This window comes from uncultured Azohydromonas sp. (assembly GCF_937926365.1).
Lineage (GTDB): Bacteria > Pseudomonadota > Gammaproteobacteria > Burkholderiales > Burkholderiaceae_C > Azohydromonas.
Map to the genome: position 1 here is coordinate 1 of NZ_CALAOH010000195.1, position 24905 is coordinate 24905.

21 protein-coding genes and 2 tRNA genes are annotated in these 24905 nt (G+C 70.7%); 13 read left to right on the top strand and 10 right to left on the bottom strand.

Annotated elements, in window-relative coordinates; genetic code table 11:
- Both Q0741_RS20715 and cyoA read right to left on the bottom strand, forming a co-directional pair.
- On the bottom strand, nucleotides 1-480 hold a 480-nt coding region (locus tag Q0741_RS20715; protein ID WP_298235088.1), incomplete at its 3' end, for a cbb3-type cytochrome c oxidase subunit I.
- 55 nt (nucleotides 481-535) lie between these two features.
- The gene (gene cyoA, locus Q0741_RS20720) at nucleotides 536-1612 is read right to left on the bottom strand and encodes a ubiquinol oxidase subunit II (protein WP_298235089.1); all 1077 of its coding nucleotides are present in this window, start codon (nucleotides 1610-1612) and stop codon (nucleotides 536-538) included.
- A gap of 118 nt (nucleotides 1613-1730) precedes the next feature.
- Between cyoA and Q0741_RS20725 the strand changes: the two genes are divergently transcribed.
- Nucleotides 1731-3110 (top strand): MFS transporter, encoded by a 1380-nt coding sequence (locus Q0741_RS20725; RefSeq protein ID WP_298235090.1) that lies wholly within the window; start codon nucleotides 1731-1733, stop codon nucleotides 3108-3110.
- Nucleotides 3111-3200: 90 nt separating this feature from the next.
- On the opposite strand, the gene Q0741_RS20730 is transcribed toward Q0741_RS20725, so the two are convergent.
- Nucleotides 3201-3704, bottom strand: a complete 504-nt coding sequence (locus tag Q0741_RS20730) for a hypothetical protein (RefSeq protein WP_298235091.1) — start codon at nucleotides 3702-3704, stop codon at nucleotides 3201-3203.
- 173 nt (nucleotides 3705-3877) lie between these two features.
- Here Q0741_RS20730 and Q0741_RS20735 point away from each other — a divergent pair, with 173 nt between their 5' ends.
- The 3 genes from Q0741_RS20735 to Q0741_RS20745 all read left to right on the top strand — a co-directional run bounded on the left by Q0741_RS20735 (nucleotide 3878) and on the right by Q0741_RS20745 (nucleotide 7118).
- On the top strand, nucleotides 3878-5101 hold the full coding sequence (locus Q0741_RS20735; protein WP_298235092.1) for a GNAT family N-acetyltransferase: 1224 nt from the start codon (nucleotides 3878-3880) through the stop codon (nucleotides 5099-5101).
- A gap of 181 nt (nucleotides 5102-5282) precedes the next feature.
- On the top strand, nucleotides 5283-6734 hold the full coding sequence (locus Q0741_RS20740) for an LLM class flavin-dependent oxidoreductase (RefSeq protein ID WP_298235093.1): 1452 nt from the start codon (nucleotides 5283-5285) through the stop codon (nucleotides 6732-6734).
- Between the two features lie 171 nt (nucleotides 6735-6905).
- Nucleotides 6906-7118 carry a hypothetical protein gene (locus tag Q0741_RS20745; RefSeq protein WP_298235094.1) on the top strand — a complete coding sequence of 71 codons (213 nt, stop codon included), beginning with the start codon at nucleotides 6906-6908 and terminating at the stop codon, nucleotides 7116-7118.
- Between the two features lie 206 nt (nucleotides 7119-7324).
- Here the strand turns inward: Q0741_RS20745 and galE are convergent, their stop codons facing one another.
- Entirely contained in the window at nucleotides 7325-8338 is a 1014-nt protein-coding gene (gene galE / locus Q0741_RS20750) for a UDP-glucose 4-epimerase GalE (RefSeq protein ID WP_298235095.1), read from the bottom strand.
- A gap of 332 nt (nucleotides 8339-8670) precedes the next feature.
- On the opposite strand from galE, the gene Q0741_RS20755 reads away from it, so the two are divergent.
- From Q0741_RS20755 to Q0741_RS20765, 3 genes are read left to right on the top strand one after another with little or no spacing between them, the layout of a single operon-like run.
- Nucleotides 8671-10326 carry an FAD-dependent oxidoreductase gene (locus Q0741_RS20755; protein WP_298235096.1) on the top strand — a complete coding sequence of 552 codons (1656 nt, stop codon included), beginning with the start codon at nucleotides 8671-8673 and terminating at the stop codon, nucleotides 10324-10326.
- A 17-nt stretch (nucleotides 10327-10343) separates the two neighbouring features.
- Complete coding sequence (locus tag Q0741_RS20760) at nucleotides 10344-10568, top strand: DUF2783 domain-containing protein (protein ID WP_298235097.1); 225 nt, start codon at nucleotides 10344-10346, stop codon at nucleotides 10566-10568.
- 55 nt (nucleotides 10569-10623) lie between these two features.
- Nucleotides 10624-11160, top strand: a complete 537-nt coding sequence (locus Q0741_RS20765; protein WP_298235098.1) for a VOC family protein — start codon at nucleotides 10624-10626, stop codon at nucleotides 11158-11160.
- Nucleotides 11161-11261: 101 nt separating this feature from the next.
- On the opposite strand, the gene Q0741_RS20770 is transcribed toward Q0741_RS20765, so the two are convergent.
- The gene (locus tag Q0741_RS20770) at nucleotides 11262-11543 is read right to left on the bottom strand and encodes a hypothetical protein (protein ID WP_298235099.1); all 282 of its coding nucleotides are present in this window, start codon (nucleotides 11541-11543) and stop codon (nucleotides 11262-11264) included.
- A 435-nt stretch (nucleotides 11544-11978) separates the two neighbouring features.
- Between Q0741_RS20770 and Q0741_RS20775 the strand changes: the two genes are divergently transcribed.
- Nucleotides 11979-13910 carry a hybrid sensor histidine kinase/response regulator gene (locus Q0741_RS20775; protein WP_298235100.1) on the top strand — a complete coding sequence of 644 codons (1932 nt, stop codon included), beginning with the start codon at nucleotides 11979-11981 and terminating at the stop codon, nucleotides 13908-13910.
- Here Q0741_RS20775 and Q0741_RS20780 read toward each other — a convergent pair.
- The 4 genes from Q0741_RS20780 to Q0741_RS20795 form a co-directional block, all read right to left on the bottom strand.
- Entirely contained in the window at nucleotides 13907-14659 is a 753-nt protein-coding gene (locus tag Q0741_RS20780; protein WP_298235101.1) for a DUF3750 domain-containing protein, read from the bottom strand. The genes Q0741_RS20775 and Q0741_RS20780 overlap by 4 nt on opposite strands.
- Nucleotides 14660-14932: 273 nt before the next feature.
- Nucleotides 14933-15007, bottom strand: a tRNA-Val gene (locus Q0741_RS20785).
- A gap of 41 nt (nucleotides 15008-15048) precedes the next feature.
- A tRNA-Leu gene (locus Q0741_RS20790) sits at nucleotides 15049-15133 on the bottom strand.
- Nucleotides 15134-15250: 117 nt separating this feature from the next.
- Entirely contained in the window at nucleotides 15251-15934 is a 684-nt protein-coding gene (locus tag Q0741_RS20795) for a hypothetical protein (protein ID WP_298235102.1), read from the bottom strand.
- A 222-nt stretch (nucleotides 15935-16156) separates the two neighbouring features.
- On the opposite strand from Q0741_RS20795, the gene Q0741_RS20800 reads away from it, so the two are divergent.
- The 5 genes from Q0741_RS20800 to Q0741_RS20820 all read left to right on the top strand — a co-directional run bounded on the left by Q0741_RS20800 (nucleotide 16157) and on the right by Q0741_RS20820 (nucleotide 23659).
- Nucleotides 16157-16996, top strand: a complete 840-nt coding sequence (locus Q0741_RS20800) for a M15 family metallopeptidase (protein WP_298235103.1) — start codon at nucleotides 16157-16159, stop codon at nucleotides 16994-16996.
- Between the two features lie 52 nt (nucleotides 16997-17048).
- The gene (gene tssM / locus Q0741_RS20805; RefSeq protein WP_298235104.1) at nucleotides 17049-20894 is read left to right on the top strand and encodes a type VI secretion system membrane subunit TssM; all 3846 of its coding nucleotides are present in this window, start codon (nucleotides 17049-17051) and stop codon (nucleotides 20892-20894) included.
- On the top strand, nucleotides 20891-21874 hold the full coding sequence (tagF, locus tag Q0741_RS20810) for a type VI secretion system-associated protein TagF (RefSeq protein WP_298235105.1): 984 nt from the start codon (nucleotides 20891-20893) through the stop codon (nucleotides 21872-21874). The genes tssM and tagF overlap by 4 nt, the downstream gene beginning before the upstream one ends.
- Nucleotides 21875-21877: 3 nt before the next feature.
- Nucleotides 21878-22708, top strand: a complete 831-nt coding sequence (locus tag Q0741_RS20815; RefSeq protein WP_298235106.1) for an OmpA family protein — start codon at nucleotides 21878-21880, stop codon at nucleotides 22706-22708.
- 123 nt (nucleotides 22709-22831) lie between these two features.
- Complete coding sequence (locus Q0741_RS20820; RefSeq protein ID WP_298235107.1) at nucleotides 22832-23659, top strand: enoyl-CoA hydratase; 828 nt, start codon at nucleotides 22832-22834, stop codon at nucleotides 23657-23659.
- 66 nt (nucleotides 23660-23725) lie between these two features.
- Here the strand turns inward: Q0741_RS20820 and tssA are convergent, their stop codons facing one another.
- The gene (gene tssA / locus Q0741_RS20825) at nucleotides 23726-24787 is read right to left on the bottom strand and encodes a type VI secretion system protein TssA (RefSeq protein WP_298235108.1); all 1062 of its coding nucleotides are present in this window, start codon (nucleotides 24785-24787) and stop codon (nucleotides 23726-23728) included.
- Nucleotides 24788-24905: the final 118 nt, after the last annotated feature.

Genomic DNA, 24905 nt, shown 5'->3' on the forward strand with positions numbered 1-24905 from the left:
GGTCATCCAGAAGCTGAAGTTGTTCAGGAACGGGAAGGCCACGTCGCGCGCGCCGATCTGCAGCGGCACCACGTAGTTCATGAAGCCCGTGACGAAGGGCATCGCCACGAAGAAGATCATGATCACGCCGTGGGCCGTGAAGATCTGGTCGTAGTGGTGCGGCGGCAGGTAGCCCGCAGACTCGCCGAAGGCCATGGCCTGGTGCGTGCGCATCATCAGCGCATCGGCGAAGCCGCGCAGCAGCATGATCAGGCCCAGGATCATGTACATGATCCCGATCTTCTTGTGGTCGATGCTGGTGATCCAGTTGCGCCACAGCGGGCCCCAGAGCCGGTACTTGGTCATGCCCGCCATCACCACCAGGCCGCCGAGGACGACGGCGGCGAAAGTGGCGATGAGGATGGGTTCGTGGAGGGGGATGTCGTCCCAGCCCAGGCGGCCGAGCAGCAGCCCGGCCTCTTCTCTTGGATCAGCAGTCATCTGGTGTCTTCCCGAAAAAGCTGGAAGCGTCTTGAGCGTGTGTGCGCGGCCCGGCTCAGGGCTGCGCGGTCGCGGCGTTGATGGCGCGCAGTGGATCGGCCTCGCCGTAGAGGTTGGTGGGCGTGCACAGCGCCGCCACCGCGGTGCGCTCGGTGCCGCGCCAGTTGCGGCGCGTCAGCCCGTCGATGCCGCCCTTGCCGCCGCCGCCCGCGGCGTCGATGGCCATCATCTGGTGCAGGCACATCTTGGAGCTGTCCACGCAGCGGCCGATGATGGCCTCGAACAGCTTGGGATCGACCTGCGAGAAGCGGCGCACCGGCTCGCGCTCGCTGGGCTGCTCCAGCTTCAGGTAGGCCTCGCGGCTGAGCACCTGGCCCTGGCCCTCGGTGCGGTTGCGCTGCACCCAGGCATCGAAGTCCGCGTCCGACAGGCCGTGGAACTTGAAGCGCATGTGCGAGAAGCCGTCGCCGCTGTAGTTGGCCGACAGGCCCTCGTACACGCCGGCCTGGTTGATCACGGCATTGAGCTGGCTCTCCATGCCCGGCATGGCGTAGATCATCCCCGCCAGCGCCGGCACGTAGAAGGTGTTCATCACCGTGGAGGAACTGATGTGGAAGCGGATCGGCCGGTCCACCGGCGCGGCCAGCTCGTTGACCGTGGCCACGCCCTGCTCCGGGTAGATGAACAGCCATTTCCAGTCCAGCGCCACGGCCTGCACCACCAGCGGCTTGGCGTCCGCCGGCAGCGGGCGCTGCGCGTCCAGGCGCTCCAGCGGGCGGAAGGGGTCGAGCTTGTGGGTGCTGATCCAGGTCACCGCGCCCAGCGCGATGATGATCAGCAGCGGCGCGCCCCAGATCACCAGCTCCAGCCGCGTGGAGTGGTCCCAGTCCGGGGTGTAGGGCGCGTTCTTGTTCGAGGCGCGGTAGCGCCAAGCGAACAGCAGCGTCAGCAGGATCACCGGGACGATGATCAGCAGCATCAGGTACGTCGCGGTGCGCACCAGGTCCGCCTGCTGCGCGGCGATGTCGCCGGACGGGTTCATCACGACCATGTCGCAGCCGCCCAGCATCAAAGTCAGCAAAGGTAGCGCGGCACGCGCCAGGGGAGTACGTTGTAAAGGCTTGATGGTCATCGTTGAACTTCCGGGCAGGCGCCGGCCAGGCATGCGCGCAACGCGCGGGAATGTAGCCTGCTTGATCTGAATCAACGATTGGACATATTGTCCCAGCACCGACCCACTTCCTTGCGCCATGGCAACACCTTCCACCCCGGCGATGAACCCGCTGCTGAGCCCGCAGCAACCTCCGCTCCCGCCGCAAGGCTTCAGCGGCAAGCCCGGCAACGCGTCACCGGACCACTCCGGGGTCGCCCCCGGAGACATCGCGGTTGGCGTGGTCGTGGGGCGCTCCTCCGAGTACTTCGATTTCTTTGTTTTCGGCCTGGCCTGCGTGCTGGCCTTCCCGGCGGTGTACTTCCCCTTCGCCGAGAGCCGCCTGGTGGGCACGCTCTACGCCTTCACGGTATTCGCGCTCGCTTTCGTGGTGCGGCCGCTGGGCACGCTGCTGGGCATGGCGATCCAGCGCCGTTTCGGCCGCAGCTACAAGCTGGGCACGGCCATGCTGCTGCTGGGCACCGCCACCGCCGGCATGGCCTTCCTGCCCGACTTCGAGCGGCTGGGCTTCTGGGCCGTGGCGTTCCTGGTGCTGTTCCGCTGCATGCAAGGCATCGCGCTGGGCGCCACGTGGGACGGGCTGCCCTCGCTGCTGGCCATCAACGCGCCGGAGAACCGCCGCGGCTGGTACGCGATGCTGGGCCAGCTCGGCGCGCCCCTGGGCTTTCTCATCGCCGCCAGCCTCTTCGCCTACCTCTGGAACAACCTCTCGACGGAGGACTTCATGGAGTGGGGCTGGCGCTTCCCCTTCTACGTGGCCTTCGCGATCAACGTGGTGGCAACCTTCGCGCGGCTGCGCCTGGTGGTGACGCACGAATATGAAAGCGCGCTGCAGGCGCACGAGCTCGAACCCTGCCGCGTGCGCGACCTGATGAGCAGCGGCCAGGGCCAGCGCGCCAACATCTTCATCGGCGCCTTCGCGGCGCTGGCGAGCTTCGCCCTGTTCCACATCGTGACGGTGTTCCCGCTGTCGTGGATCCAGCTGCAGACCAACGCGTCCGTGGGCGACTTTCTGGAAGTGCAGATCGTGGGCGCGCTGCTGGCCGGCGCGGCCATGCCGGTGTCGGGCCTGATCGCCAACCGTATCGGCCGGCGCAGCACGCTGGGCACGCTGGCGGTGCTCATCGGCATCTTCGGCTTCGCCGCGCCCTGGCTGCTGGGCGGCGACGTGCAGGGCCAGGCCGCCTTCGTGCTGGTGGGCTTCGTGCTGCTGGGCCTGTCCTACGGCCAGTCCTCGGGCTCCGTGACCTCGAACTTCCTGCCGCACTTCCGCTACACCGGCGCGGCGCTCACCGCCGACGTGGCCTGGCTCATCGGCGCGGCCTTCGCCCCGCTGGTGGCGCTGGGCCTGTCGCAGCGCTTCGGCCTCATCGCCGTGAGCTTCTACCTGCTCTCCGGCGTGATCTGCACCCTGCTGGCGCTGCGGCTGAACAAGTCCCTGGCGGCGGCGCGGGACTGAGGCGCCACCCCGGACCCTGAAGAAACGCGGCCGGCGCCTGATGAGGGCGCCGGCCGCGTCGCTTTATAGATATGTAAGGGTCGCCCGAGCTCAGGCCGGTTTGCGGTAGCCGCTCTCGATCCAGGCCAGCGCGCTGGCGGCGTTGAGCTTGAAGGTTGGCCGCACGCGGCAGCTGGCGATCTCCTCGCCGAAGGCATCCCGCGCCGACAGCACCGCGTAGGGCTCGTACTCGTCGGGCACGATCTCCAGCGCCACGGCGACCTGCCCTTCATCGGTACTGACCTTGACGCTCTTGTTCAGCATCGCGTGCTGATGCTGCTCGGCCCGGCGCCGCACCTCGGTGGCGGTCTTCACCAGCGTGTTGAAGGCGTTCACGTCCAGCGGCTTGGGGTTCTTCTTGTCGCGGCCCATGGTCCACGGGCCCACCAGTGCCGGCTCCGACTCGCCGTGGCGCGTCATCGCCACCGCCCAGCCGTCGTCGTCCTCGTTCTTGACGACCTTGGCCGTCCAGCCGTTGTCGATCCACAGCCGGTCCTCATGCACGGCCTCGGGCGCCTCGCCCTCGACCGCCTCGTGTTTCAGTTCGAATGCCATGCCCAGGATCGTAACGGGGGGTGCGAAGCCCCGGTGGCCCGGGGATTCGAGCCGCGCGTGTCCTGCGCGCCGCCCGGCCTTGCCACCTTCGGGGCCGCGGCTCGCGGCGATCTCGTCGGGGCACTGCGCCCACTGCCTGCACGAAGGCCAGGGCTACGGTTGAATCGGGGCCCATGGCTTCCCATCCCGACAAGCTCCTGAATGCCCGCGCCGCACTGTCCACGGACGGCCTCGTGATCCAGGTGCACGACAGCCCGGAGCGCATCGACCCCGCCGCCTGGGACGCGCTGCTGGAGCAGCAGGCCACGCCCACGCCCTTCATGCGCATGGCCTACCTGCGGGCGCTGCACAGCTCCAGATCCGCCGCGCGCCCCACGGGCTGGGCGCCGTGCTTCATGACCGTAGAGACGGCGGACGGCGAACTGCTGGGCGGCTGCCCGCTCTATCTGAAGAGTCACTCCTATGGCGAATACGTCTTCGACTGGGCCTGGGCCGACGCCTACCGCCGCCACGGCCTGAAGTACTACCCCAAGCTGCTCGCTGCCGTGCCCTTCACGCCCGTGCCGGGCACGCGGCTGCTGGCGCGCGACGAAGGCACGCGCGCCGTGCTGGCGCAGGCGCTGCTGGCGCTGGCGCGGCAGCAGCGGCTGTCCTCCGCGCACTTGCTGTTCATGGACGCGCCCGACGCCGCCGCGCTGGAGCGCGCGGGCTGGATGCTGCGCGAGGGGGTGCAGTTCCACTGGACCCAGCCGCCGCAGGCGCCCTGGCCCAGCTTCGACGCCTTCCTGCACAGCCTGCAGCGCGAGAAGCGCAAGAAGATCGCCCAGGAGCAGCGCCGCGTGGCCGAGGCCGGCGTGCGCTTCACGGCGCACGAGGGCGAAGCGATCACGGAAGACCTGTGGGACTTCTTCTACCGCTGTTACACCCTCACCTACCACGCCCACGGCTCCGCACCTTACCTGGAGCGCGCCTTCTTCCGGGAGGTCGCGCGCACCATGCCGCGCCACTGGCTGCTGTTCGTGGCGCGGCGCGGCGACGAGCCCATCGCGGCCTCGCTGGTGGTGCTGGACCCCGAGCGCAAACGCGCCTACGGGCGCTACTGGGGCAGCGTCGAGGTCGTGCCCTGCCTGCACTTCGATGCCTGCTACTACCAGCCGCTGCGCTGGTGCATCGAGCACGGCTACGAAGCCTTCGAGGGTGGCGCGCAAGGCGAGCACAAGATGGCTCGCGGGCTGCTGCCGGTGCGCACGCAGTCCGCGCACTGGCTGGCCGACGCGCGCTTTGCCGACGCGGTGGCGGACTTCCTGGCCCGCGAAGGGGCCGGCATGCAGCACTACGTGGACGAGCTGCGCGAGCGCAACCCGTTCAAGGACGAAGGTGCCGCAACGCCAAAGTGAGCAACCACCAATTGCAGAGCGCCAACGGCTGCATATCCATGGTCGAAAAGCGTTCTTGTTCGCGGCATGCGGGCTGCCTAGAGTGGCCCGGACGCCATTTCAAGCAGGACGCGATGCCGCATATTTCTTCGCCCCGGCGTGTTTTTTTCCGCAAGGAATGCAGCGCCCGCCCGTAGCTGCCATGGCGCGCCGCATCCGCTTCAACGCGTTCCAGATGAACGCGGCCTCGCACCAGGCTCTGGGCCTGTGGCGGCACCCGCGCGACGCTTCGCACCTCTACATCCAGGCCAGGCACTGGGCGGAGCTGGCGCAGCTGCTGGAGCGCGGCTGCTTTGACGGCGTGCTCTTCGCCGATGTGCTGGGCGTCAACGACGTGTTTGGCAACAGCCCCGAGGCCGCGCTGCGGCATGGCGTGCAGGTGCCCGTGAACGACCCGCTGGCGCTGGTGCCGCTGATGGCGCAGGCCACGCGGTACCTGGGCTTCGGGTTGACCAGCGCCGTCGCCTACGAGCATCCCTACCTCTTCGCGCGCCGCCTCTCGACGCTGGACCACCTCACGCAAGGCCGCGTGGGCTGGAACATCACCACCCGCTGCTTCGACAGTGCCGACCGCAATCTGGGCTTGGCACACCCGCTCGCGCCACAGGAGCGCCACGCGCTGGCCGAGGAGTACCTGGAGGTGGCCTACAAGCTCTGGGAGGCGAGCTGGGAAGAGGACGCGGTGCGGCGCGACCCCGCCGGCGGCGTCTACACCGACCCGGCCAAGGTGCACTCCATCGGCCACCGCGGGCGCTATTTCGACGTGCCCGGCATCCACCTGTGCGAACCCTCGCCGCAGCGCACGCCGGTGCTGCAGATGCAGGCCGGCGCCTCGGCGTCCGCGCTGCAGATGGCGGCCAGCCACGCCGAGGTGGTTTACCTCAGCGGGCCGAGCATCGCGGTAGTGCGGCGCCAGGTACAGCAGCTCGGACAGGCACTGGCGGCGGCGGGCCGTGCGCGCGAGGAACTGCTCATCTACGCCCAGGCCCTGGTCATCACCGCACCGACCTCGACCGAGGCGCAGGAAAAGCACATGGAGTTGCTGCGCTACGTGGACGTGGAAGGCGCGCTGGCGCTGCTGTCGGGCTGGACCGGCATCGACTTCAGCCGCCATGCGCGCCATGAGCCCATCGAGGCCGTGATCGCCGAGGCCGAGCGCACGGCGCTGGCGGCCTTCAGCCAGACGCCGACGGGGCGGCGCTGGACCGTGGGCGAGGCGGCACGCTTCATCGGGCTGGGCGGGCGCGGCCCGGTCATCGTCGGGTCACCGGCGCAGGTGGCGGACCAACTCGAACAATGGGCCGACAACAGCGGCGTCGATGGCTTCAACCTCAGCTACGCGCTGGCACACGAGACGCTGCGGGACGTGGTCGAGCTCGTGGTGCCGGAGCTTCAGCAGCGCGGCCGCTACGCCACCGGCTATGCCGCGGGCACGTTGCGCGAACAGCTCTTCGGGCGTGGGCCGAGGCTACCCGCATCGCACCCCGCGCGCCGGCTGCGATTGACCACTGCCCTGCCCGCGGCGCGCGAGGACGCGGCCGAAGATGCACAAGCCTTGAGCGCCCCAGGAAGTTCCTTGCAGCTTCCCCCTTGAACACGCTCCCGCAAAGCAGGCCCCGCTGCAGAACCTGATGGGCGTTTGGATTGCCCAAAGGTCCGTGCGTCCGGGCCATCGTTGAGCAGTGAACCGGCCCGGACGTTCGGCCCTGCTCGGCCCAGGAGCAGTTCGGTCTGAGCCACGAGCAAACCTTCAAGGAGATGGAAGATGACGGTACCCAATAGTTCCCGGCGCAACTTTGTCAAACGCGGCGCTTACGTGGCGCCAGCGATCCTGACGCTGTCGGCCGCGCCCGCGTTCGCCAAGTCGGGCTCGGCCAAACCGGAACCGCCCAAGGGCGGCCCGGGCCGTGGCCACGACAGGGACCGTCCAGGCAAGGATCGTCCCGGCAAGGACCGCCCGGGCAGGGGCCGCGACTGATTCCGAGTCTTCGTCAGCATGAAATAAGAAAACCGTTCGGGCTGAGCCCTTCGACAAGCTCAGGGCGAACGGGGCTTATTTCACTCTCGAAGCAGAACTGGAATGAAGCGGCGAACCCGCTAGGGTTCACATGACGATCCGGGGCCGGCTGTTGCCGGCCCCGGATCGTTTGCAAAAAGCGCCTTTCACAAAGGCATTTGTACAGTTCAGCCCGGATACCCGTTCGGATTCATCGACTGCCAGCGCCAGGTGTCGGCGCACATCTCGTCGAGGCTGCGCGTAGCGCGCCAGCCCAGCGTGCGCTCGGCGTGCGCCGGGTCGGCCCAGCAACTCGCCACGTCGCCGGGGCGGCGTGGCGCGAACTCGTAGGGCAGCTCGCGGCCGCAGGCGCGGCCGAAGGCTTGCAGCATTTCCAGCACGCTGTTGCCGTGTCCGGTACCCAGGTTGAACACGTGCATGCCCGGCCGGCCATGGGCATGGCGCAGCGCGGCCAAGTGGCCGTCGGCCAGGTCCAGCACGTGGATGTAGTCGCGCACGCCGGTACCGTCGGGCGTGGGGTAATCGTTGCCGAACACACGCAGCTTGTCGCGCCGGCCCACCGCCACCTGCGCGATGTAGGGCATGAGGTTGTTGGGAATGCCTTGCGGGTCCTCGCCCAGCAGGCCGCTCGGGTGCGCGCCCACCGGGTTGAAATAGCGCAGCGCCGTGAGTGACCAAGCCGGGTCCGACACGGCCAGGTCGCCCAGGATCTGCTCCACCATCAGCTTGGTGCGGCCATAGGGGTTGGTGGCGCTGGTGGGAGCGTCCTCGCGCAGCGGCATCACCTGCGCGTCGCCGTACACCGTGGCCGAGGAACTGAAGACCAGTGTCCGCACGTTCGCCGCACGCATCGCCTCCAGCAGCATCAGCGTGCCATGCACGTTGTTGTCGTAGTAGGCCAGCGGGATCTCCACCGACTCGCCCACCGCCTTCAGCCCGGCGAAGTGGATCACGGCCTCGATGCCTTCCTCGCGCAGCACGCGCTCCAGCAACGTGCGGTCGCGGATGTCTCCCTGCACGAAGCGCGGCCGCGTGCCCGCCACCTGCTCGATACGGTCCAGCACCGCCACCTTGCTGTTGCACAGGTTGTCCAACAGCACGGAACGCATGCCGGCGGCCAGCAGTTGCACGCTCGTCAAACTGCCGATGTAGCCGGCGCCGCCGGTGACCAGAACATTCATCTCGACTTTCCCTTTCTCACGCGTAACCAGCGGTTTGGGCAATTCCTGAACCCTGCCGCGCGTCCTTTCCCGCCCCAAAGAACGCGGCCGGCAAGCATGCCTGCGTCGGCTTACAGGTCCGGCCCGTGGGCAGTCCGGCGTGTCGAACTGCGTCAAGCAGGTGCGCTTGGCAAGTGCGAGTTATCCCTTATCAAACTTGTTTGCCATTAGCGAACGTACTGCCTACACTTGCGCCAAAGTTTGCCAAAGACAAATCTGTTAATCATTCACAAACAAAAAGAGCCACGGCCGTGCCTGGCGTGGTGCATTCCTGAGACGAGGACGGAGACGACATGCTCAAGACCTACACCTATCCCAAGTTCGAATACCGCCGGCCGCCGGAGCTGGACGGCGGCGCCGTGCGGCGCCTTCCCGTGGTGATCGTGGGCGCCGGACCGGTGGGCATGGCCGCCGCGCTGGATTGCCGGCTGCACGGCATCCCGGTCGTGGTGCTGGACGACGACGACACCGTCTCGGTGGGCTCGCGCGGGCTGTGCTACGCCAAGCGCGCGCTGGAGATCCTGGACCGCATCGGCGTGGGCGATCCGGTGGTGGACAAGGGCGTAGGCTGGAACGTCGGGCGCACCTTCTTCGGCGAGGGCGAGGTCTTCAACTTCAATCTGCAGCCCGAGGCCGACCAGAAGCGCCCGGGCATGGTGAACCTGCAGCAGTACTACCTGGAGGAGTACCAGGTCGCCAAGTGCCGCGAGACCGGCGTCGAGATCCGCTGGAAGAACAAGGTCATCGCCGTCACGCCGCAGGGCGAGCACGTGTCGCTGCAGGTGCAGACGCCCGATGGCGTGTACGAGCTGGAGACCGACTGGCTGATCGTGTGCGACGGCGCGCGCAGCCCCATCCGCACCATGCTGGGCCTGGACATCGACGGCAAGGTGTTCATGGACCGCTTCCTCATCGCCGACGTGGTGATGAAAGCCGCCTTCCCGGCCGAGCGCTGGTTCTGGTTCGACCCGCCCTTCCACCGCAACCAGAGCGTGCTGCTGCACCGCGAAGCGGACGATGTCTGGCGCATCGATTTCCAGCTCGGCTGGAACGTGGACCCGGAGGAGGAGAAGAAGCCGGAGAAGGTCATTCCGCGCATCAAGGCGATGCTGGGCGACGACCGGGAGTTCGAGCTGGAGTGGGTCAGCGTCTACACCTTCCAGTGCCGGCGCATGGGGCGCTTCAACCATGGCCGCGTGCTCTTCGCCGGCGATGCCGCGCACCAGGTGTCGCCCTTCGGCGCGCGCGGCGCGAACTCCGGCATCCAGGACACCGACAACCTGGTGTGGAAGCTCAAGCTGGTGATGGACGGCCTGGCGCCCGAAAGGCTGCTGGACACCTACTCCGAAGAGCGGGTGTACGCGGCCGACGAGAACATCATGAATTCCACGCGCTCGACGGACTTCATCACGCCCAAGAGCAACACCAGCAAGGCCTTCCGCAACGCGGTGCTGCAGCTGGCGCAGCGGCACGCCTTCGCGCGCAAGCTGGTCAACTCCGGTCGCCTGTCGGTGCCCGCCTTCTACAGCGCGTCGTCGCTGAACACGCCAGACACGGACGAGTTCAACAGCCACATGGTGCCCGGCGCGCCCATGGAAGACGCGCCCATCGCGGTGCAGGGCAAGAACGGCTGGCTGCTGGACCAGGTCGGCAACCGCTTCCAGCTGCTGGTGTATGCGGACGACGCCTCGACGGTGGACCGCGCGCTGCTGGCCGCGCTGTGCGACGCGCCCATCCCGGTGGAGGCCATCGTCGTCTCGCCCAGGCCCGCGGACCTGCCCGGCGTGCGCGTGATCCAGGACCTCAAAGGCCTGGTGGCGCAGCGCTACGACGCACGCGACGGCAGCGCCTTCCTGCTGCGCCCGGACCAGCACCTGGCCGCCCGCTGGCGCGGCGTCGATGCCGCCAAGGTGCGCCAAGCCGTGGCCCGTGCCACCTGCAACGCCTGACCTCCAAGGAACACCCCATGTCGCTCCAACTGCAACCCAACTTCCAGGAAGCCGGCAAGCGCGCCATCCGCGACTTCTCGCCCGGCGACGACTTCTACGAAGCGCTTATCGAGATGCACCGCGATCTCAGCGACGAAGAGAGCGCGCTGGTCAACGCCAAGCTGATCCTGCTGCTGAGCAACCACATCGGCGACCTCGCCGTGCTGCGCGAGGCCATGGCGCTGGCACGCGAAGGCGTGTGAGCCCCCGAGCCGCCAACCCGACCCAACCCGAACGGATCAATCAAGGAGTATTCGGATGCTGATTCAACGAGTTCATCACGTCGCCTACCGCTGCCGCGACGCCAAGGAAACCGTCGAGTGGTACGGCAAGCACCTGGACATGAAGTTCGTGCTCGCCATCGCGGAGAACGAGGTGCCCTCCACCAAGGCGCCCGATCCGTACATGCACATCTTCCTGGACGCGGGCAACGGCAACATCCTGGCCTTCTTCGAGCTGCCGGGCCAGCCGCCGATGGACCGCGACCGCAACACGCCGAACTGGGTGCAGCACCTGGCGCTGAAGGTGGACTCGGTGGACACGCTGATGGCCACCAAGGCCCGGCTGGAAGCCGCCGGCATCGAGGTGGTGGGCCCGACGAACCACACCATCTTCAAGAGCATCTATTTCTTCGACCCCAACGGCCACCGCCTGGAGCTGGCCGCCGACTGCGGCACGCCCCAGATGCTCCAGCAGCTCGACGAGGTGAAGTGGGCGATGCTCGAAGAGTGGGACCGCACCAAGCGCGCGCCCAAGCACGCGGCATGGATGCATGACGGGAGCGTGGAGGCTTGAGGCTGAAGGGGTGTCGCCCGTGAGCTGACCCGATTCGCCCGCTACTTCGTCCCGCCTGCGCGGGGATGACGAAGCAGGGTGCGATACGCCGTGGCTAACAGCTAACGGGAACCTACAGCCCGCTGAACTTCACTCGCTGATGCGACTGCGGTCGCATCAGCCACATCGCCTGCCCGTCTCCGCCGCCTCCTCGGCGGCACCAGTTGCAGGAACCGCTCCTCCAGGCTCTGGTGCGGGAAGCCCAGCGCCTTGGCCGAGCCATGGTTCCAGCCCTCGAACCAACTGCGCGCCTCCGGCGTCTCTTGGGTATAGGGACAGCGCTTCGAAAACACCTCGCCTGCCTTGAAGCCGCGCTTCCAGGCCTGGTCCAGCGCCAGGTTCATCATGGACTCCTTCCATGCTTGTAATGCCGGTGTAAGCGCAAGGCCCATGCCACGTGCCCGCTGCCCGTCCATCGGGCCCGCGCATCAGGGTTTTCACGGTATCTAGGTCCACCGCGCTGTTGCTACTGCCACGGCTGCGTCAGGTCCGGCCGCTCATGAATGAAGCAGTGGCGGCACCGGCGTGACGGGCAGCCGGGTTGCCGTGCTTCCCGTTGCGGCCGGGACGTGTACGCAACCCGGTTACGTCAAGGCGCGGGCCCTCGTGCCATCCTTGCCCCCGACGCCTTCAGCGCCGGAGGGCACCACACATGGATCAGGATGTGTTGCAACGCCATCGGGTGAGTGGTCGCGGCGAGCGCGCGCTGCGCTTCGCGCACGGGCTGGGTTTCGACCAGCGCGCACGGCAACGCTGATCGCGGGCGAGCTGAGGATCTGATGGCCGGCTGGATCAACCCCGACAACCTGCCCTGCGCCTGGGCCCGCGTCGGCGCCGACGGCCGGCTGCAGTTGGTCAACGCGCCGCTGTGCGAGCTGCTGGGCGCACAGGCCTCGGACCTCGTGGGCCGCCACATCGACACGCTGCTGGCCGGCGGCGGCCGGCTGCTCTATTACGGCTACTTCGTGCCGCTGCTGCGCCTGCACGGGCGCGCGCGCGAGCTGGCGCTGGCACTGCGCGCGCAGGACGGGAGCGCGGTCGAGGTGCTGGCCTACGCCCACGCGCTGCCGCCGCCGCCCCAGGCGGCTCAGCACATCGACCTGGTACTGCTGCCCATGAGCGAGCGCCGGCGGCTGGAGGACGAACTGCTGCGCATCCGCCGCGCCGCGGAACGGGCGCCGGGCATGCTGTTCCAGTACGTGCGCGGCGCCGAGGGGCATGGCGCCTTCGCCTATGCCAGCGAGGCCATGCGCCGCCTCTACGGCCTGGTGCAGGCGCAACTGCACGAAAGCGACGCAGCCTGGCTGGACCGCATCCACCCCGAGGACCGTGATCGCGTGCGCGCGGTGCTGCACGGGCTACCGGGGGCCGAGGAGCCCTGGCGCGAGCGCTACCGCGTCAACCATGGCGACGGCACGGTGCGCTGGCACGCGCTGCAGGCCATGCCCAGCATCGGCGGCGACGGCCAGGTGCTGTGGCACGGCTACGTGGACGACATCACCGAGCAGCTGGCGATGGAGCAGGCCGCGCGCGAGAAGGAGGCGGCCGAGAGCGCCAGCCAGGCCAAGAACGACTTCCTGGCCCGTGCCAGCCACGAGCTGCGCACGCCGCTCAACGCCATTCTGGGCTTCGCGCAGCTGATGGAGCTCGAAGGCGGCTCGCTGGACGGCGAGCAGAAGCGGCAACTGAGCCTGATCGGCGTCTCCGGGCGCGAGCTGCTGCGGCTGGTGGACGACATGCTCGACATCGCCCGCATCGAGGCCGACCGCGCCGCGCTGCAGCCCACCATGCTGCCGCTGGCGCCGCTGCTGGAGAACGCGCTGCAGTCGGTGCGTCCGCTGTCGCAGGCGCATGGCGTGATGCTGCAACTCACCGACGCCCCGGCGGCGCTGCACGTGCGCGCCGACGAGCGGCGGCTGCTGCAGGTGCTGGGGCACCTGCTGTCCAACGCGGTGCTCTACAACCGGCCCGGCGGGCATGCCTGGCTGGCGGCACGCGCGGACGGCGACGCGCGGGTGCTCATCGAGATCAGCGACGACGGCGTGGGCCTGAACGAGCAGCAGCAGGCCGCGCTGTTCCAGCCCTTCAACCGGCTGGGCGCCGAGCGCGGCTCGATCAAGGGCCTGGGCCTGGGCCTGACGCTGGTGCAGCGGCTGCTGCCGCTGATGGACGGCAGCATCGCCGTGGCCAGCACGCCGGGACGCGGCTCGGTGTTCACCGTGGGGCTGCCGGGGCGGCGGCTGGACTGGAGCTCGGATGCCGACGAGGCGGTGCCGTCCGGCCTGCCGCGAAAGCTGCCAGCGTCCGCGGCGCCGGGCGTGGTGGCGGCACCGGCCGCCGCGCACGAGGTGGACGTGCTGTACGTGGAGGACAACCCGGTGAACGCGCTGCTGATGCAGACGCTGTTCCAGATGCGGCCGCAGTGGACGCTGAAGGTGGCAGTGGACGGCGGCAGCGGTATCGACGAGGCGCTGCGCTCGCCGCCGCGGCTGCTGCTGGTGGACATGCACCTGCCGGACATGATGGGCATCGAGGTACTGGCCACGCTGCGCCAGCACGAGGTGCTGCGCGCGGTGCCGGCGATCGTGGTGTCGGCCGCGGCGATGTCCAGCGACATCGAGGCGGCGCAGGCCGCCGGCTTCGCGGCCTACTGGACCAAGCCGCTGGACCTGCCGCGGATGCTGGCGGAGCTGGATAGGTTGTTGGGTTAGGCCGGCCCCTCGGCCAGCGCCGGCGGCTTGTAGCCGCCGATGCGCCCCACGAAGGGCAACTTCAGCCCCAGCGGGCTCACGCCGAAATTCAGTCCCAGCAGGTTGAATTCCAGCCCATCCACCGGGCTGACCGACAACCCCAGCAACCCGCCCAGCGAGAACTGGAAGCCGTGCCCGCTGGGCGCGGCGCCCACGAGCGAGGTGCCGGTGAAGTCCTTGCCAATGGCCGTGGCCGGCAGGTCCAGCTCCAGCTCGGGCACGGCGCGGCTGATCCAGGCGGTGAAGGTGTTGGAGTTCGGGCCCGGCCACAGCCGGTACTCGCCGGCGTAGGGATAGCTGCGCGCGGCGGCGTCGATGCGGCGGATCAGCGCATCCACGCCCTCGCCGCGCCGCTGCGCATAGAGCTCGGGCACGGAGCCGAACCAGCGCGCATCGGGCGCACCCTCGCGGATCACGACCACGTTGTCGGTCCAGCGCAGCCGCCAGCCCACCACCTCGTAGATGGTCCAGGCCGGCGCGCCGGTGGGCTTCGCGGCCACCCAGGTGTGCACGCCGAACAAGCCCTTGGCACCGACCACGCGCGCGCCGTAGACCTGCACCACGGCTTCCTTCACCTGCGCCGGGTCGGGCGCCAGGCCCATGGGCTCGCGGCTGGCGGTGCGCCAGTCGGCGGCCGCAGCTGGCGCGGCCGGCAGCGCGGCCATCACCACGAGGCAGAACGAAAACAGCGCGGAGCGGAAACGGGGCATTGGCGGCAGTCCGGTCGGGTTCGCGCCGCAGTGTGACCGCCTCGCTTCACCGATGCCGGGCTCGGCGCAATGCACCGCACCGGCAAGCGTGAATCGTTCCACTCAAAGGGCAGCGGCATCGCAGTCCCGACTGCCGCGTCCTGCGTGTGCGCAGCGCCCAGCCCGGCGCCCAAGCGGCGCTCGCGTGCGGCTGCAGTGCCGCACGCCAGTTGAGATTGCAACCGCCATGGCAAAAAGCCCTGCAGATCGCTGGATCTGCAGGGCTTTGCTTCTTGGTGGGCAGTGCAGGGTTCGAACCTGCGACCCCTGCCGTGTGAAGGCAGTGCTCTACCGCTGAGCTAACTGCCCGGGATCTGGTGGATTCCGGTCCCGGAATACTTCTTCCACCTTGGTGCCCAGGAGAGGACTCGAACCTCCACGGAGTTACCCGCTAGTACCTGAAACTAGTGCGTCTACCAATTCCGCCACCTGGGCAGGTGTCGAAGAAGCAAGACTATAGCAGGGTTTTTACGAAGCTTGCAAGAGGGCCCCTGAATTTTTTTCGAACCCCGTCCCTGGAGGTTGCAATCTCAACCAGGTTGTTGGCGTGAATCAGGGCGAACTGGATGCGCGTGCCGCCGGCACCGCGGCCCGCTCCGGGGTCGGCGGATGGCGCTGGTCCCAGGCCATGACGGCCTGGAGCAATTCGGCGTCCGCATCGGCTTGAACGCTCTCCAACGCTTGCGGGTCGGCCAGGGCCTCGGCAGGCATGGCGGCGTCCGCGGCGGCAGCCGCCTCCTGGCGCCGAGGCATCGGCGGCCGAGCCCGGCCGTGGGCCGCGGCAGCCGCCATGGCTGCAGGCGATCCCGGCCGGTCCTGGGCGGCGCCGGGGGCAGGTGTGGACGCGGCGAGGGCCACGGGCCGCGGCACCGTCTCCAGCCTTTCGATGCGGGCGGGGCCCCGCGCCGGCACGGCGATGTCCACCGCCGTGGCTGCAGGCCGCGGCGGCGCATCCGCGGTGGCTGGCGCCTCCTGCTCCAGCCACGCGGAGGCCCCCTGGCCGATGCCCAGCACCATGCCGACCCCCGCGAGCAGCGCCACGCCGCCTGCCAGCCACGCCGGCTTGCAGGCCCAGCGCAGGGCCGGACCGGCCGTTGGCGCCCGTGCGCCGTCCACGGAGTCCAAGAAGCGCGGCGGCGCCGCCGCTTCGCCGCGACTGGCGCGGGATACGCCCGCAACGAGCAGGCTGGGACGCGGTGCCGGCGATCGCGCGTCCGGGTCGTGCTGGATGTGCATGCGCTGGCTGGAGCCTTTTCCTGAAGGAGCGTGGGCGCCAGTCTCGGCAGCGCGGCGGCCCCTCCGGGCTGGGAGCATCACCGCCCGCCCCGCGATCGAGGGTGCATCGGGCGTGCTCCTCTGGTTATCTGAAATGTCCTCACCCGACATTTACATGCAAAACCTTTACAGGCCTTGCACAAGCCCCCTGCAGCTGGGCCGGCGGCAGCGGCCACTCCGCCCATGCTGCTCGGTGTATTCCTCTACCTGCTGCTGGCCGTACCCGTCTCCGCGCTGCTGCTGCTCCCGCCCGTGCGCGAGCAGGCGTTTGGTTGCGTCCGCCGCTGGTGCGCGCGCGGCCGACGCCAGGGCGTGCGCTGGGCGCGGCGCGGGGGGCACGGCCTGCGCCGCATCGGCCACGCGCTGCAAGGTGGTGGCGTCCGCACCTTTGGCCTGCTGCGCCGGCGCGCCGGAGCGCTGGCGGCGGCCCTGGCGGTGCTGACGCTGCTGCCGCTGGCGGCTTGGCTGCTGCGTGGCGAGGTACGCGTGGACAGCTACGACGACACCCTCGCGCGCGCGGTGGACCCGCAAGTCGCGGCACTGCTGCAGGGCGAGCGGCTGGTACCGCCGCCACCGCTGCCGCCGGCGCTGTTCACCACGGCCGAGGTCGAGTCGTGGCGCCCGCTGGCTCGCCATGCCAGCCGGCAATGGGAGCTGCTGGATGCGGAGTTCCGCCAGCGGCTGCTGCTGGTGTTCAGGCTCATGCGCGAGCGCCACGGCTACGAGATGGTGCTGATCGAGGGCTACCGCAGTCCCGAGCGGCAGGCCGAGCTGGCGGCACTGGGACCGTCGGTGACGCGCGCCGGCCCCTACGAGAGCCGCCACCAGTTCGGACTGGCCGCCGACTGTGCCTTCCTGCGCGACGGCCGCGTCGTGATCTCGGAGCGCGATCCCTGGGCCCTGCAGGGCTACGCCGCCTACGGCGCGGTGGCGCAGTCGCTGGGGCTGACCTGGGGCGGCGCCTGGCGCTCGCTCAAGGACTACGGCCACGTCGAGTGGCGCCGCGGCCCGGCGCCCTCCTGAAAGCGCTCGCCGCATGGTCCGCAACGTCCCTTCCCTCCACGGAGCCCGACCCATGAAACGGTTCCTGCAGTCGTTGTTCGGTGCCCGCGCGCTGCTCGTGCTGGCACTGGCGGTGGTGCTGGTGGTCTTCCTCACCAGCGCGCTGCCAACCCCGTTCAAGGCCTGGACGCTGCTCGGCCTGGGCGTCGCGGGACTGCTGCTGTACGGGGCCTTCTGGGCCGGGGGCCGCTGGCACTCCAGCCGCCAGGCCACGCGGCTGGAGCAGGCGCTGGACCAGGACATGGCGCAGGCCGTGCGCGCGTCCCCGTCCGCCGAGGATGAGGACGAGAAGGCGCTGCGCCAGCGGCTGCAGGAGGCCATCCGCACCATCAAGCAGTCGCGCCTGGGCCACCGCGGCGGGCGCGCGGCGCTGTACGAGCTGCCCTGGTACATGCTGATCGGACGGCCCTCCGCGGGCAAGAGCACGGCCATCGTGCAGTCGGGACTGAAGTTCCCCTTCCCGCACGGCAAGGACAACATCCTGCGCGGCATCGGCGGCACGCGCGACTGCGACTGGTTCTTCACCAGCGAGGGCATCCTGCTCGACACCGCCGGCCGCTACACCGTGGAGCAGGAGCACCGCGCGGAGTGGCTGGCCTTCCTCGGGCTGTTGCGCCAGCACCGGTCCCGCGCGCCGATCAACGGCATCGTGGTCGCCGCCAGCGTGGCCGCGCTGCGCGACGCCGCGCCCGACGAGGTGCTGCGCCACGCGAGCGAGCTTCGCGCCCGCGTGCAGGAGCTCACCGACACGCTGGAAGTGCATGCCCCGCTGTACCTGCTCTTCACCAAGGCCGACCTGATCACGGGCTTCGCCGACTTCTTCGCCGACCACGACCCGCGCGAGCGCGAGCAGGTCTGGGGCGCCACGCTGCCCTGCCAGGGCGCGGCGGAGGACGACGCAGCCGACCTCTTCGACCGCCACTTCAACGCGCTGCGCGAGGGTTTGAAGAGCACGGCGCTGGCGCGCATGGCGCTGCACCGCGGTGAGCCGCTGCCGCCGGCGGTGCTGGCCTTTCCGCTGGAGTTCGCCGCGCTGCAGCCGGCGCTGCGCGCCTTCGTCGCGACGCTGTTCGAGGACAACCGCTTCCAGGTCCGGCCGCTGCTGCGGGGCTTCTACTTCACCAGCGCGGTACAGACCGGCGAGCAGCAGGCACCGGCCGGCCGTGCCGTGGCCGAGCAGTTCGGGCTGGCGGCGCCGCCAGCCGCCGTGTCCGAACCCCAGGCCACCGAGCACGGCTACTTCCTCAAGGACCTGTTCTCCGAGGTGATCTTTGCCGACCGCGACCTGATGCGGCGCCACGCCAGCCCTGCCCGGCAGCGGCTGCGCACGGCAAGCTATGCCGGCGGCGTGCTGACGCTGGCAGCGGTGCTGGCACTGTGGTCCTGGTCCTACGCCGGCAACCGGCAGCTGGTGGCGAGCGTGCAGGCCGACCTGGACAAGGCGCTGCGCCTGCAGGAGGGACGGCTGGACCTGGCCTCGCGCATCGAGGCGCTGGAATTGCTGCAGAACCGCGCCGAGGAGCTGGCGGCCTGGCGCGCACAGCGGCCCTGGACGGTGGGGCTGGGCCTGTACCAGGGCGATGCCGTCGAGCTGCGGCTGCGCCAGGCCTGTTTCCTGGGCCTGCGCCGCGTGATGCTGGAGCCGGTGGCGCAGGTGCTGGAGGCCTACCTGGCCGAGGTCAACCGGCACGCCGACGAGCTGCGGCCCGTGTCCCGCGCCGGCACGGCGACCGCCCCGGCGGCCACCCCGTCCATCGCTGCGGCCACCACCGCCGCCACGGGCACGCGCTACGCGCAGCCTTCGCCCACCGACGCCGAGGAGGCCTACAAGGCGCTCAAGACGTACCTGATGCTGGCCGAGCGCCAGCGCATGGACAGCGGCCACCTCGCCGACCAGATCACGCGCTTCTGGCGCGGCTGGCTCGACGACAACCGCGGCACCATGCCGCGCGAGCAGTTGCTGCGCAGCGCCGAACGGCTCATCTCCTTCGCCATGGCGCAGTTGCAAGACCCGCTGTTCCCGGTCATCGACAGCAACTTCGCCCTGGTGGACCAGACCCGCGAGCAGCTGCGCCGCGTGGTGCAGGGCACGCCCGCCATCGAGCGCGTGTACGCCGACATCAAGGCGCGCGCCTCCACCCGCCACGCCCCCGTGACAGTGGCCGCCATCGTGGGCGAGCGCGACCAGGCGCTGCTGGCCGGCAGCCACGTGGTGTCGGGCGCCTTCACGCGCGAGGCCTGGCAGGGCTACGTGGAAGGCGCCATCAAGGAGGCCGCGCACGGCGAGCTGCAAAGCGCCGACTGGGTGCTGCGCACGGCCACGCGCGACGACCTCTCGCTGCAAGGCAGCCCGCAGCAGATCCGGCGCACGCTCACCGAGCTCTACAAGGCCGAGTACGTGCGCGAGTGGCAGCGCTTCATGCAGAGCGTCGCGGTGGCGGAGTTCGGCGGCTTCGACGCCGCGGCGGCGCACATGAACCGGCTGGGCGACCCGGCCGAGTCGCCGATCCGCAAGCTGCTGCTCGCGGTATCGGCGCAGACCGCCTGGGACACCCCCTCGCCGCTGGCGCAGCAGGCCACGGCCCAGGCCCAGGCGGGCCTGGTCGAGTGGCTGCGGCAGTCGGTGCAGCGCTGGTCGCCGGCGCCGGTGGAGGTGAAGCTCGACGCCGGCCCCGGGAACCGGCGCGGCGATTCCGTGGAGTCCATGGCGCTGGGCCCCGTGGGCCGCGAGTTCGCGGCGCTGGCGCGGCTGCTGGCCGCGCGCGACGGCGGCGCCTCGCTGCTGGACGGCTACCTGCAGCACCTGGGCCGGCTGCGCAGCCGCTTCAACACCATCCGCACCCAGGGCGACGCGGGCCCGGGTGCGCGGGCGCTGATGGCCGCGACCTTCGAGGGCGGCGGCTCGGAGCTGTCGGAGGCGCTGCGCTTCGTGGAGGAGCGGATGCTGGGCGCCGGTGCCGAAGGCGGCACCGCGGCGCTCAAGCCGCTGCTGCTGCGGCCGCTGATGATGTCCTTCGCGGTGCTGGTACCGCCGGCCGAGACCGAGCTCAACCGGCTATGGGCGGCGCAGGTGCTGCAGCCCTTCCAGCAGGCGCTGGCCGGCAAATATCCCTTCGACCCGGCGTCGCGGGTGGAAGCGGCGGCGCCGGAGGTCGCGCGCGTCTTCGGCCCCACGGGCGCCGTGGCGCGCTTCGCCACCGAGGTGATGGGGCCGCTGGTGATGCGCCGCGGCGACGACATTGCGCCGCGCCAGTGGGCGCAGCTGGGCCTGCGGCTGCGGCCGGCCTTCGTGCAGGGGCTGCCGGCCTGGGTGGCGCCGCTGGACGGCGCGGCCGGTGGCGGCGGGGCCAACCCGGGCGCACCGGAGGCGGCTTCCGCCGTCCAGGCCAGCTTCCAGCTGCTGCCCGTGGGGGCGCCGGGTTTCGTCGAGTACACGCTGGAGATCGACGGCCAGGTGCTGCGCTACCGCAACGGCGCGGCCGACTGGACCGGCTTCGTATGGCCCAAGGCCGGTGCCACGCCCGGAGCGCGGCTGAGCGGCATCGCGCTGGACGGGCGGGCGCTGGAGCTGTTCAACACGCCAGGCGCCTATGGTTTCGAGCGACTGATCGACGCCGCGCAGGTGCGCAAGCTGCCCGACGGCGTGCGCGAGCTGAGCTGGGGCGAAGGGACCCAGGCGATCACGGTGCACTACCGCGCCGTCACCAGCCCCGGGCCGGCGTCCGCGGCGTCCACGGGTGGCAGGAGAGGTGGCGGCGGCGGCCTGCGTGGCCTGTCGCTGCCCAGCCTGGTGGCCGGCCAGGACGCCCCGGGCACGGCGACGGTGGCGGCGCTGGCGGCCCCGGGAGCGGCGCGGTGAGCCGCCCGGCCGACACGCTGTGCTGGTTCGGCAAGGTGCGCTCGCGCAGCGACTTCGTGCGCAGCGCGCGCCAGGCGGCGCTGACGCAGTTGCTGGACCGGTGGCTGAGCCAGGGGCTGGCGCAGCTCTCGGTGGACCCGCGCTGGAAGCAGCTCTACGACCGCGCCGAGGCCGCGCGCTTTGCCGTGCTGGGTGCGCGCAGCCGCATCGCGCTGGCCGGCCATGTCGCGCCCAGCGCCGATGCCTCGGGCCGGCGCTTCCCCTTCGTCGCCCTGGCCGCCTTCCAGACCGGCGATGCGCCGCAGCACTTCCTGGCGCACGCGCCGCTGGCACTGGAAGCGCCCTGGCGCCAGCTGGAGGGCTTCGTCCACCGCGCCTGCAGCGCCGACGACGTGGCGCCGGTGCTGGCCGAGGCGCCACGCCTGGCGCTGGAGATCGAGACCACGGCCGAGGGCTGGGCGCGGCACTGGCTGGACTTCGTGGCGGGCTGCAGCCTGGGCGGGCTGCAGGCGCTGCTGCAGCGCAGCTACCCGGATTTCGACCTGCGGCGCGCGCTGCTCGGCCTGGGGCTGCTGCTGCAGCCGGTGCGCGCCAGCGGCGTGTCGCGGCTGGACAAGGGCCTGCGGCTGCCGTTGCCGGCACAGCACGCCAGCGGCGTGGCCGCGCTGTGGATGCAATTGCTCGCGCCCTTCCTGGCGCACGGCGATTTCGAGCTGGTGCTGCTGCTGCCGAGCGCGCAGCGCGGCGGCACGGCCTCGCTGGTGGTGGGCTTCGCCGGCGCCTCGCCGGCCATGCTGCAGGCGCTGTTCGACCCGCAGCGCGGCGGCGTGGCCTTCATCGAGTTGCAAGCGCCGTCGTGGGTGGACACGCACGTCGCGCGGGACGCCGCGCTGCGCAAGCTCGACGCGCACCTGCGCCAGGACGGGTTGTCGTTGCGCCAGGCGGTTGAGTCCTTCAAGGCCTGTTTTCTCGGGGAGTGAGCGATGCCCAAACTTCACCTTCCGCCCCGCCGCCGCACCGTGCCGGCGGCGGCTGTCGCGCTGATGCTGGCCGTCGGCGCCTGGCCGCCCTCGGTGCGGGCGCAATCCGAGGCGGCTGGCGCGGCGGTGCCGAGGGTCGCCGGCAAGGTGGTGGTGTCCGGCGTGGTGCCGGACGAGGCCACGCGCGCGGCGATCCTGGCGCGTGTGCGCGAGCTCTACGGCGCCGAGCGCGTGGTGGACCAGCTGGGCATCGACAAGCTCGTCGCCCCGCCGCAGTGGACGCAGCACGTGCAGCGCGTGCTCATGCCGGAGCTGCTGCAGGTATCGCAGGGCCGGCTGCGCATCAACGGCAACGTGGTGGAGATCGACGGCCGGGCGGAGAGCGAGACGGTGCGCCAGCAGCTGCTGGACCGCATGGTGACGGGGCTGGACAACCCGACCTACACGGTGCGCGACGGCCTGCGCGTGAGCGCGCCCGCGCAGCGGGTGCTGGACGCGGCGCTGGCGCGGCGCACCATCGCCTTCGAGCCCGGCAACGCCAGGCTCACGCCCTTGGGCATGCAGGTGCTGGATGAGCTGGTTCCGCTGCTGCGCCAGTTCAGCGGGCGGCGCTTCGAGGTGGTGGGCCACACCGACGACCGCGGCACGCGCGCGGCGAACCTGGCGCTCTCGGCAGCGCGGGCCGCGACGGTCAAGGCCTACCTGGTGGGCAAGGGCATCGCGGCACAGGACATCGAAACCTCCGGCGCCGGCCCCGACCGCCCGGTGGCCGACAACGCCAGCCCCGAAGGCCGCGCCCGCAACCGGCGCATCGAGTTCAGGGTGCTGGCCTGATTTCGGCGGGCGGCCGGTGAAAGCCGGCCTGCCGCGGTGCGGCAAGGGTGCCCGGCTGGGCAGAATCATCAGAGCCAGGGGCTCCGTCCCCGCCGGCCCCTCATGACAACCCAGGAGACCCACTTGACACCCACCACCGATACCCCCTGCCTGTTGCGCGAGACCGACGCCCGCGGCGTGGCCACGCTCACGCTCAACCGGCCGCAGGCGCTCAACGCCCTGTCTGACGAAATGCTCGCCGCGCTGCAGCGCGAGCTCGACGCCATCGCCCGCGACGAGCGCGTGCGCGCCGTCGTGATCGCCGGCACGGGCAAGGCCTTCTGCGCCGGCCACTCGCTGCACGAGATGCGCGCCGACCCCTCGCAGGCCCGCGCCGAGGAACTGTTCGCGCGCTGCACGCGCGTGATGCTGGCGCTGCAGCGCCTGCCCGTGCCCGTGATCGCGCGCGTGCACGCGGTGGCCACCGCCGCAGGCTGCCAGCTCGTGGCCATGTGCGACCTGGCCGTGGCGGCCGACAGCGCGCGCTTTGCCGTGAGCGGCGTGAACCTGGGGATTTTTTGTTCCACGCCCAGCGTGGCGCTCTCGCGCAACGTGGGCCGCAAGCAGGCGATGGAGATGCTGCTCACCGGCGACTTCATCAGCGCGGAGGAGGCTCGCGCACGCGGGCAGGTCAACCGCGTGGTGCCGCTGGAGCGGCTTGACGACGAGGTGCAGGCGCTGCTGGCGCGCATCCTGGCCAAGCCACGGGCGGCCATTGCGCTGGGCAAGACGCTCTTTTACAAGCAGGCCGAGACGGGCATCGAGCAGGCCTACGCCCTCGCCGGCCAGGCCATGGCCTGCAACCTGATGGACCCCGCGGCGCTGGAGGGCATCCAGGCTTTCATCGACAAGCGCGCGCCCGACTGGCCCGCTGAGGCAGGCATCCCGCCGGCGGGTGCGACGGTGCGGTAAGCCGCCTTTGTTGCGTTCGCAAGGCAGGCGGTAGGCGCCGAAGTCGGTGCCGGGCAGGCGCCGTGATCACGCCTGCGGCTGCCGCGGCTCGACCCCCAGCATGTCCTCGAAGGACGCCAGCGCGGCGCCGTCCTTCACCACCGCGCGCAGCCACTCGTGCAGCGGCATCTCGCCCCAGCGCGCCGCCTTGTCCGCCAGGTAGGCCACCGGGCTGTGCGGCTCGGCTTGGCGGAAGTACTCCGCCACCTGCCGCAACTGCTGCAGCGCCTGCATGCGCGAGCGGATCGGTCCCTGCGCCGTGAAAGCCGCCGGCGCCAGGACGCCGCCGCCCGCCCGCGCCGAGGTGGCCGCGCTGTTCGAAGGCACTTCGTCCGCCACGCCGGCGTCGCGCCCCAGCCGGGCCCAGGCATCGGCCACCTGCTCCAGCGCCGCGCGTGCCGCGGCGAAGGACGGGCCGTCGGCCGGCAGCCGCGCGTCCACCGCGGCCTGCAACCGCAGCAGCGCGGTGTAGGCGCCGGTGATGGACTCCAGGCGTGCCGCGAAGCCGGCGCGTCCACCGGCCGCCACGGCGCCGAGCACGGCCGGCAGGCAGGGCGCCGCCTCATCGGGCGCGGCTTCGGCGCCCTCCTCCAACGCGGATGCGCTGCGGCGCTGCCGGGCCGCGTCCACGTCCAGCAGGTTCCAGCGCCGGCTCTCGTCCTCGGCCAGCGTGATGCGGCTGGCCAGCTCCCGCACGCGGGCGGCGAGCCACGACAGGCAGCCGATGCGCGCCTCCTGGTCCTCGCCGTCGGGCTGTGGATGCAGCCCGGGCCAATGCCCCTCGACCAGCGCGGCGCACAGCGCCAGGCCGTCGGCCAGGCCCTCGAAGCCGCGCAGCCGGGCCCAGGCGTCGGTGAGCCAGCCGGCGACGGCCAGGTCCTTGGAGCGGGTGAGCAGCAGCGACTCGCACGCGTGCGCGACGCCGGCCCAGTCGGCCGTTTTCAGCGGCGTGACCCAGGCGCCCTGCGCCAGCGTCGGGTCGTCCTCTCGGCGCATCTCGCGGATGGCGTCGATCTCGGTGCAGAAGGAGAGATCGGCGCCACAGGGCTGCTCGGGGGAGATCGGGGCGATGAGGGCTTCGAGGTCCATGCGGGGCGGCCACGGCAGGTTGAGGAAGTCACCGGCAGGGCCCGGCTCGCGCGCCGGGCGCCCCCACATCAAAGCCGCATCGACGCGGGCGCGGCAATAGCCGCTTACCCGGGCTGGT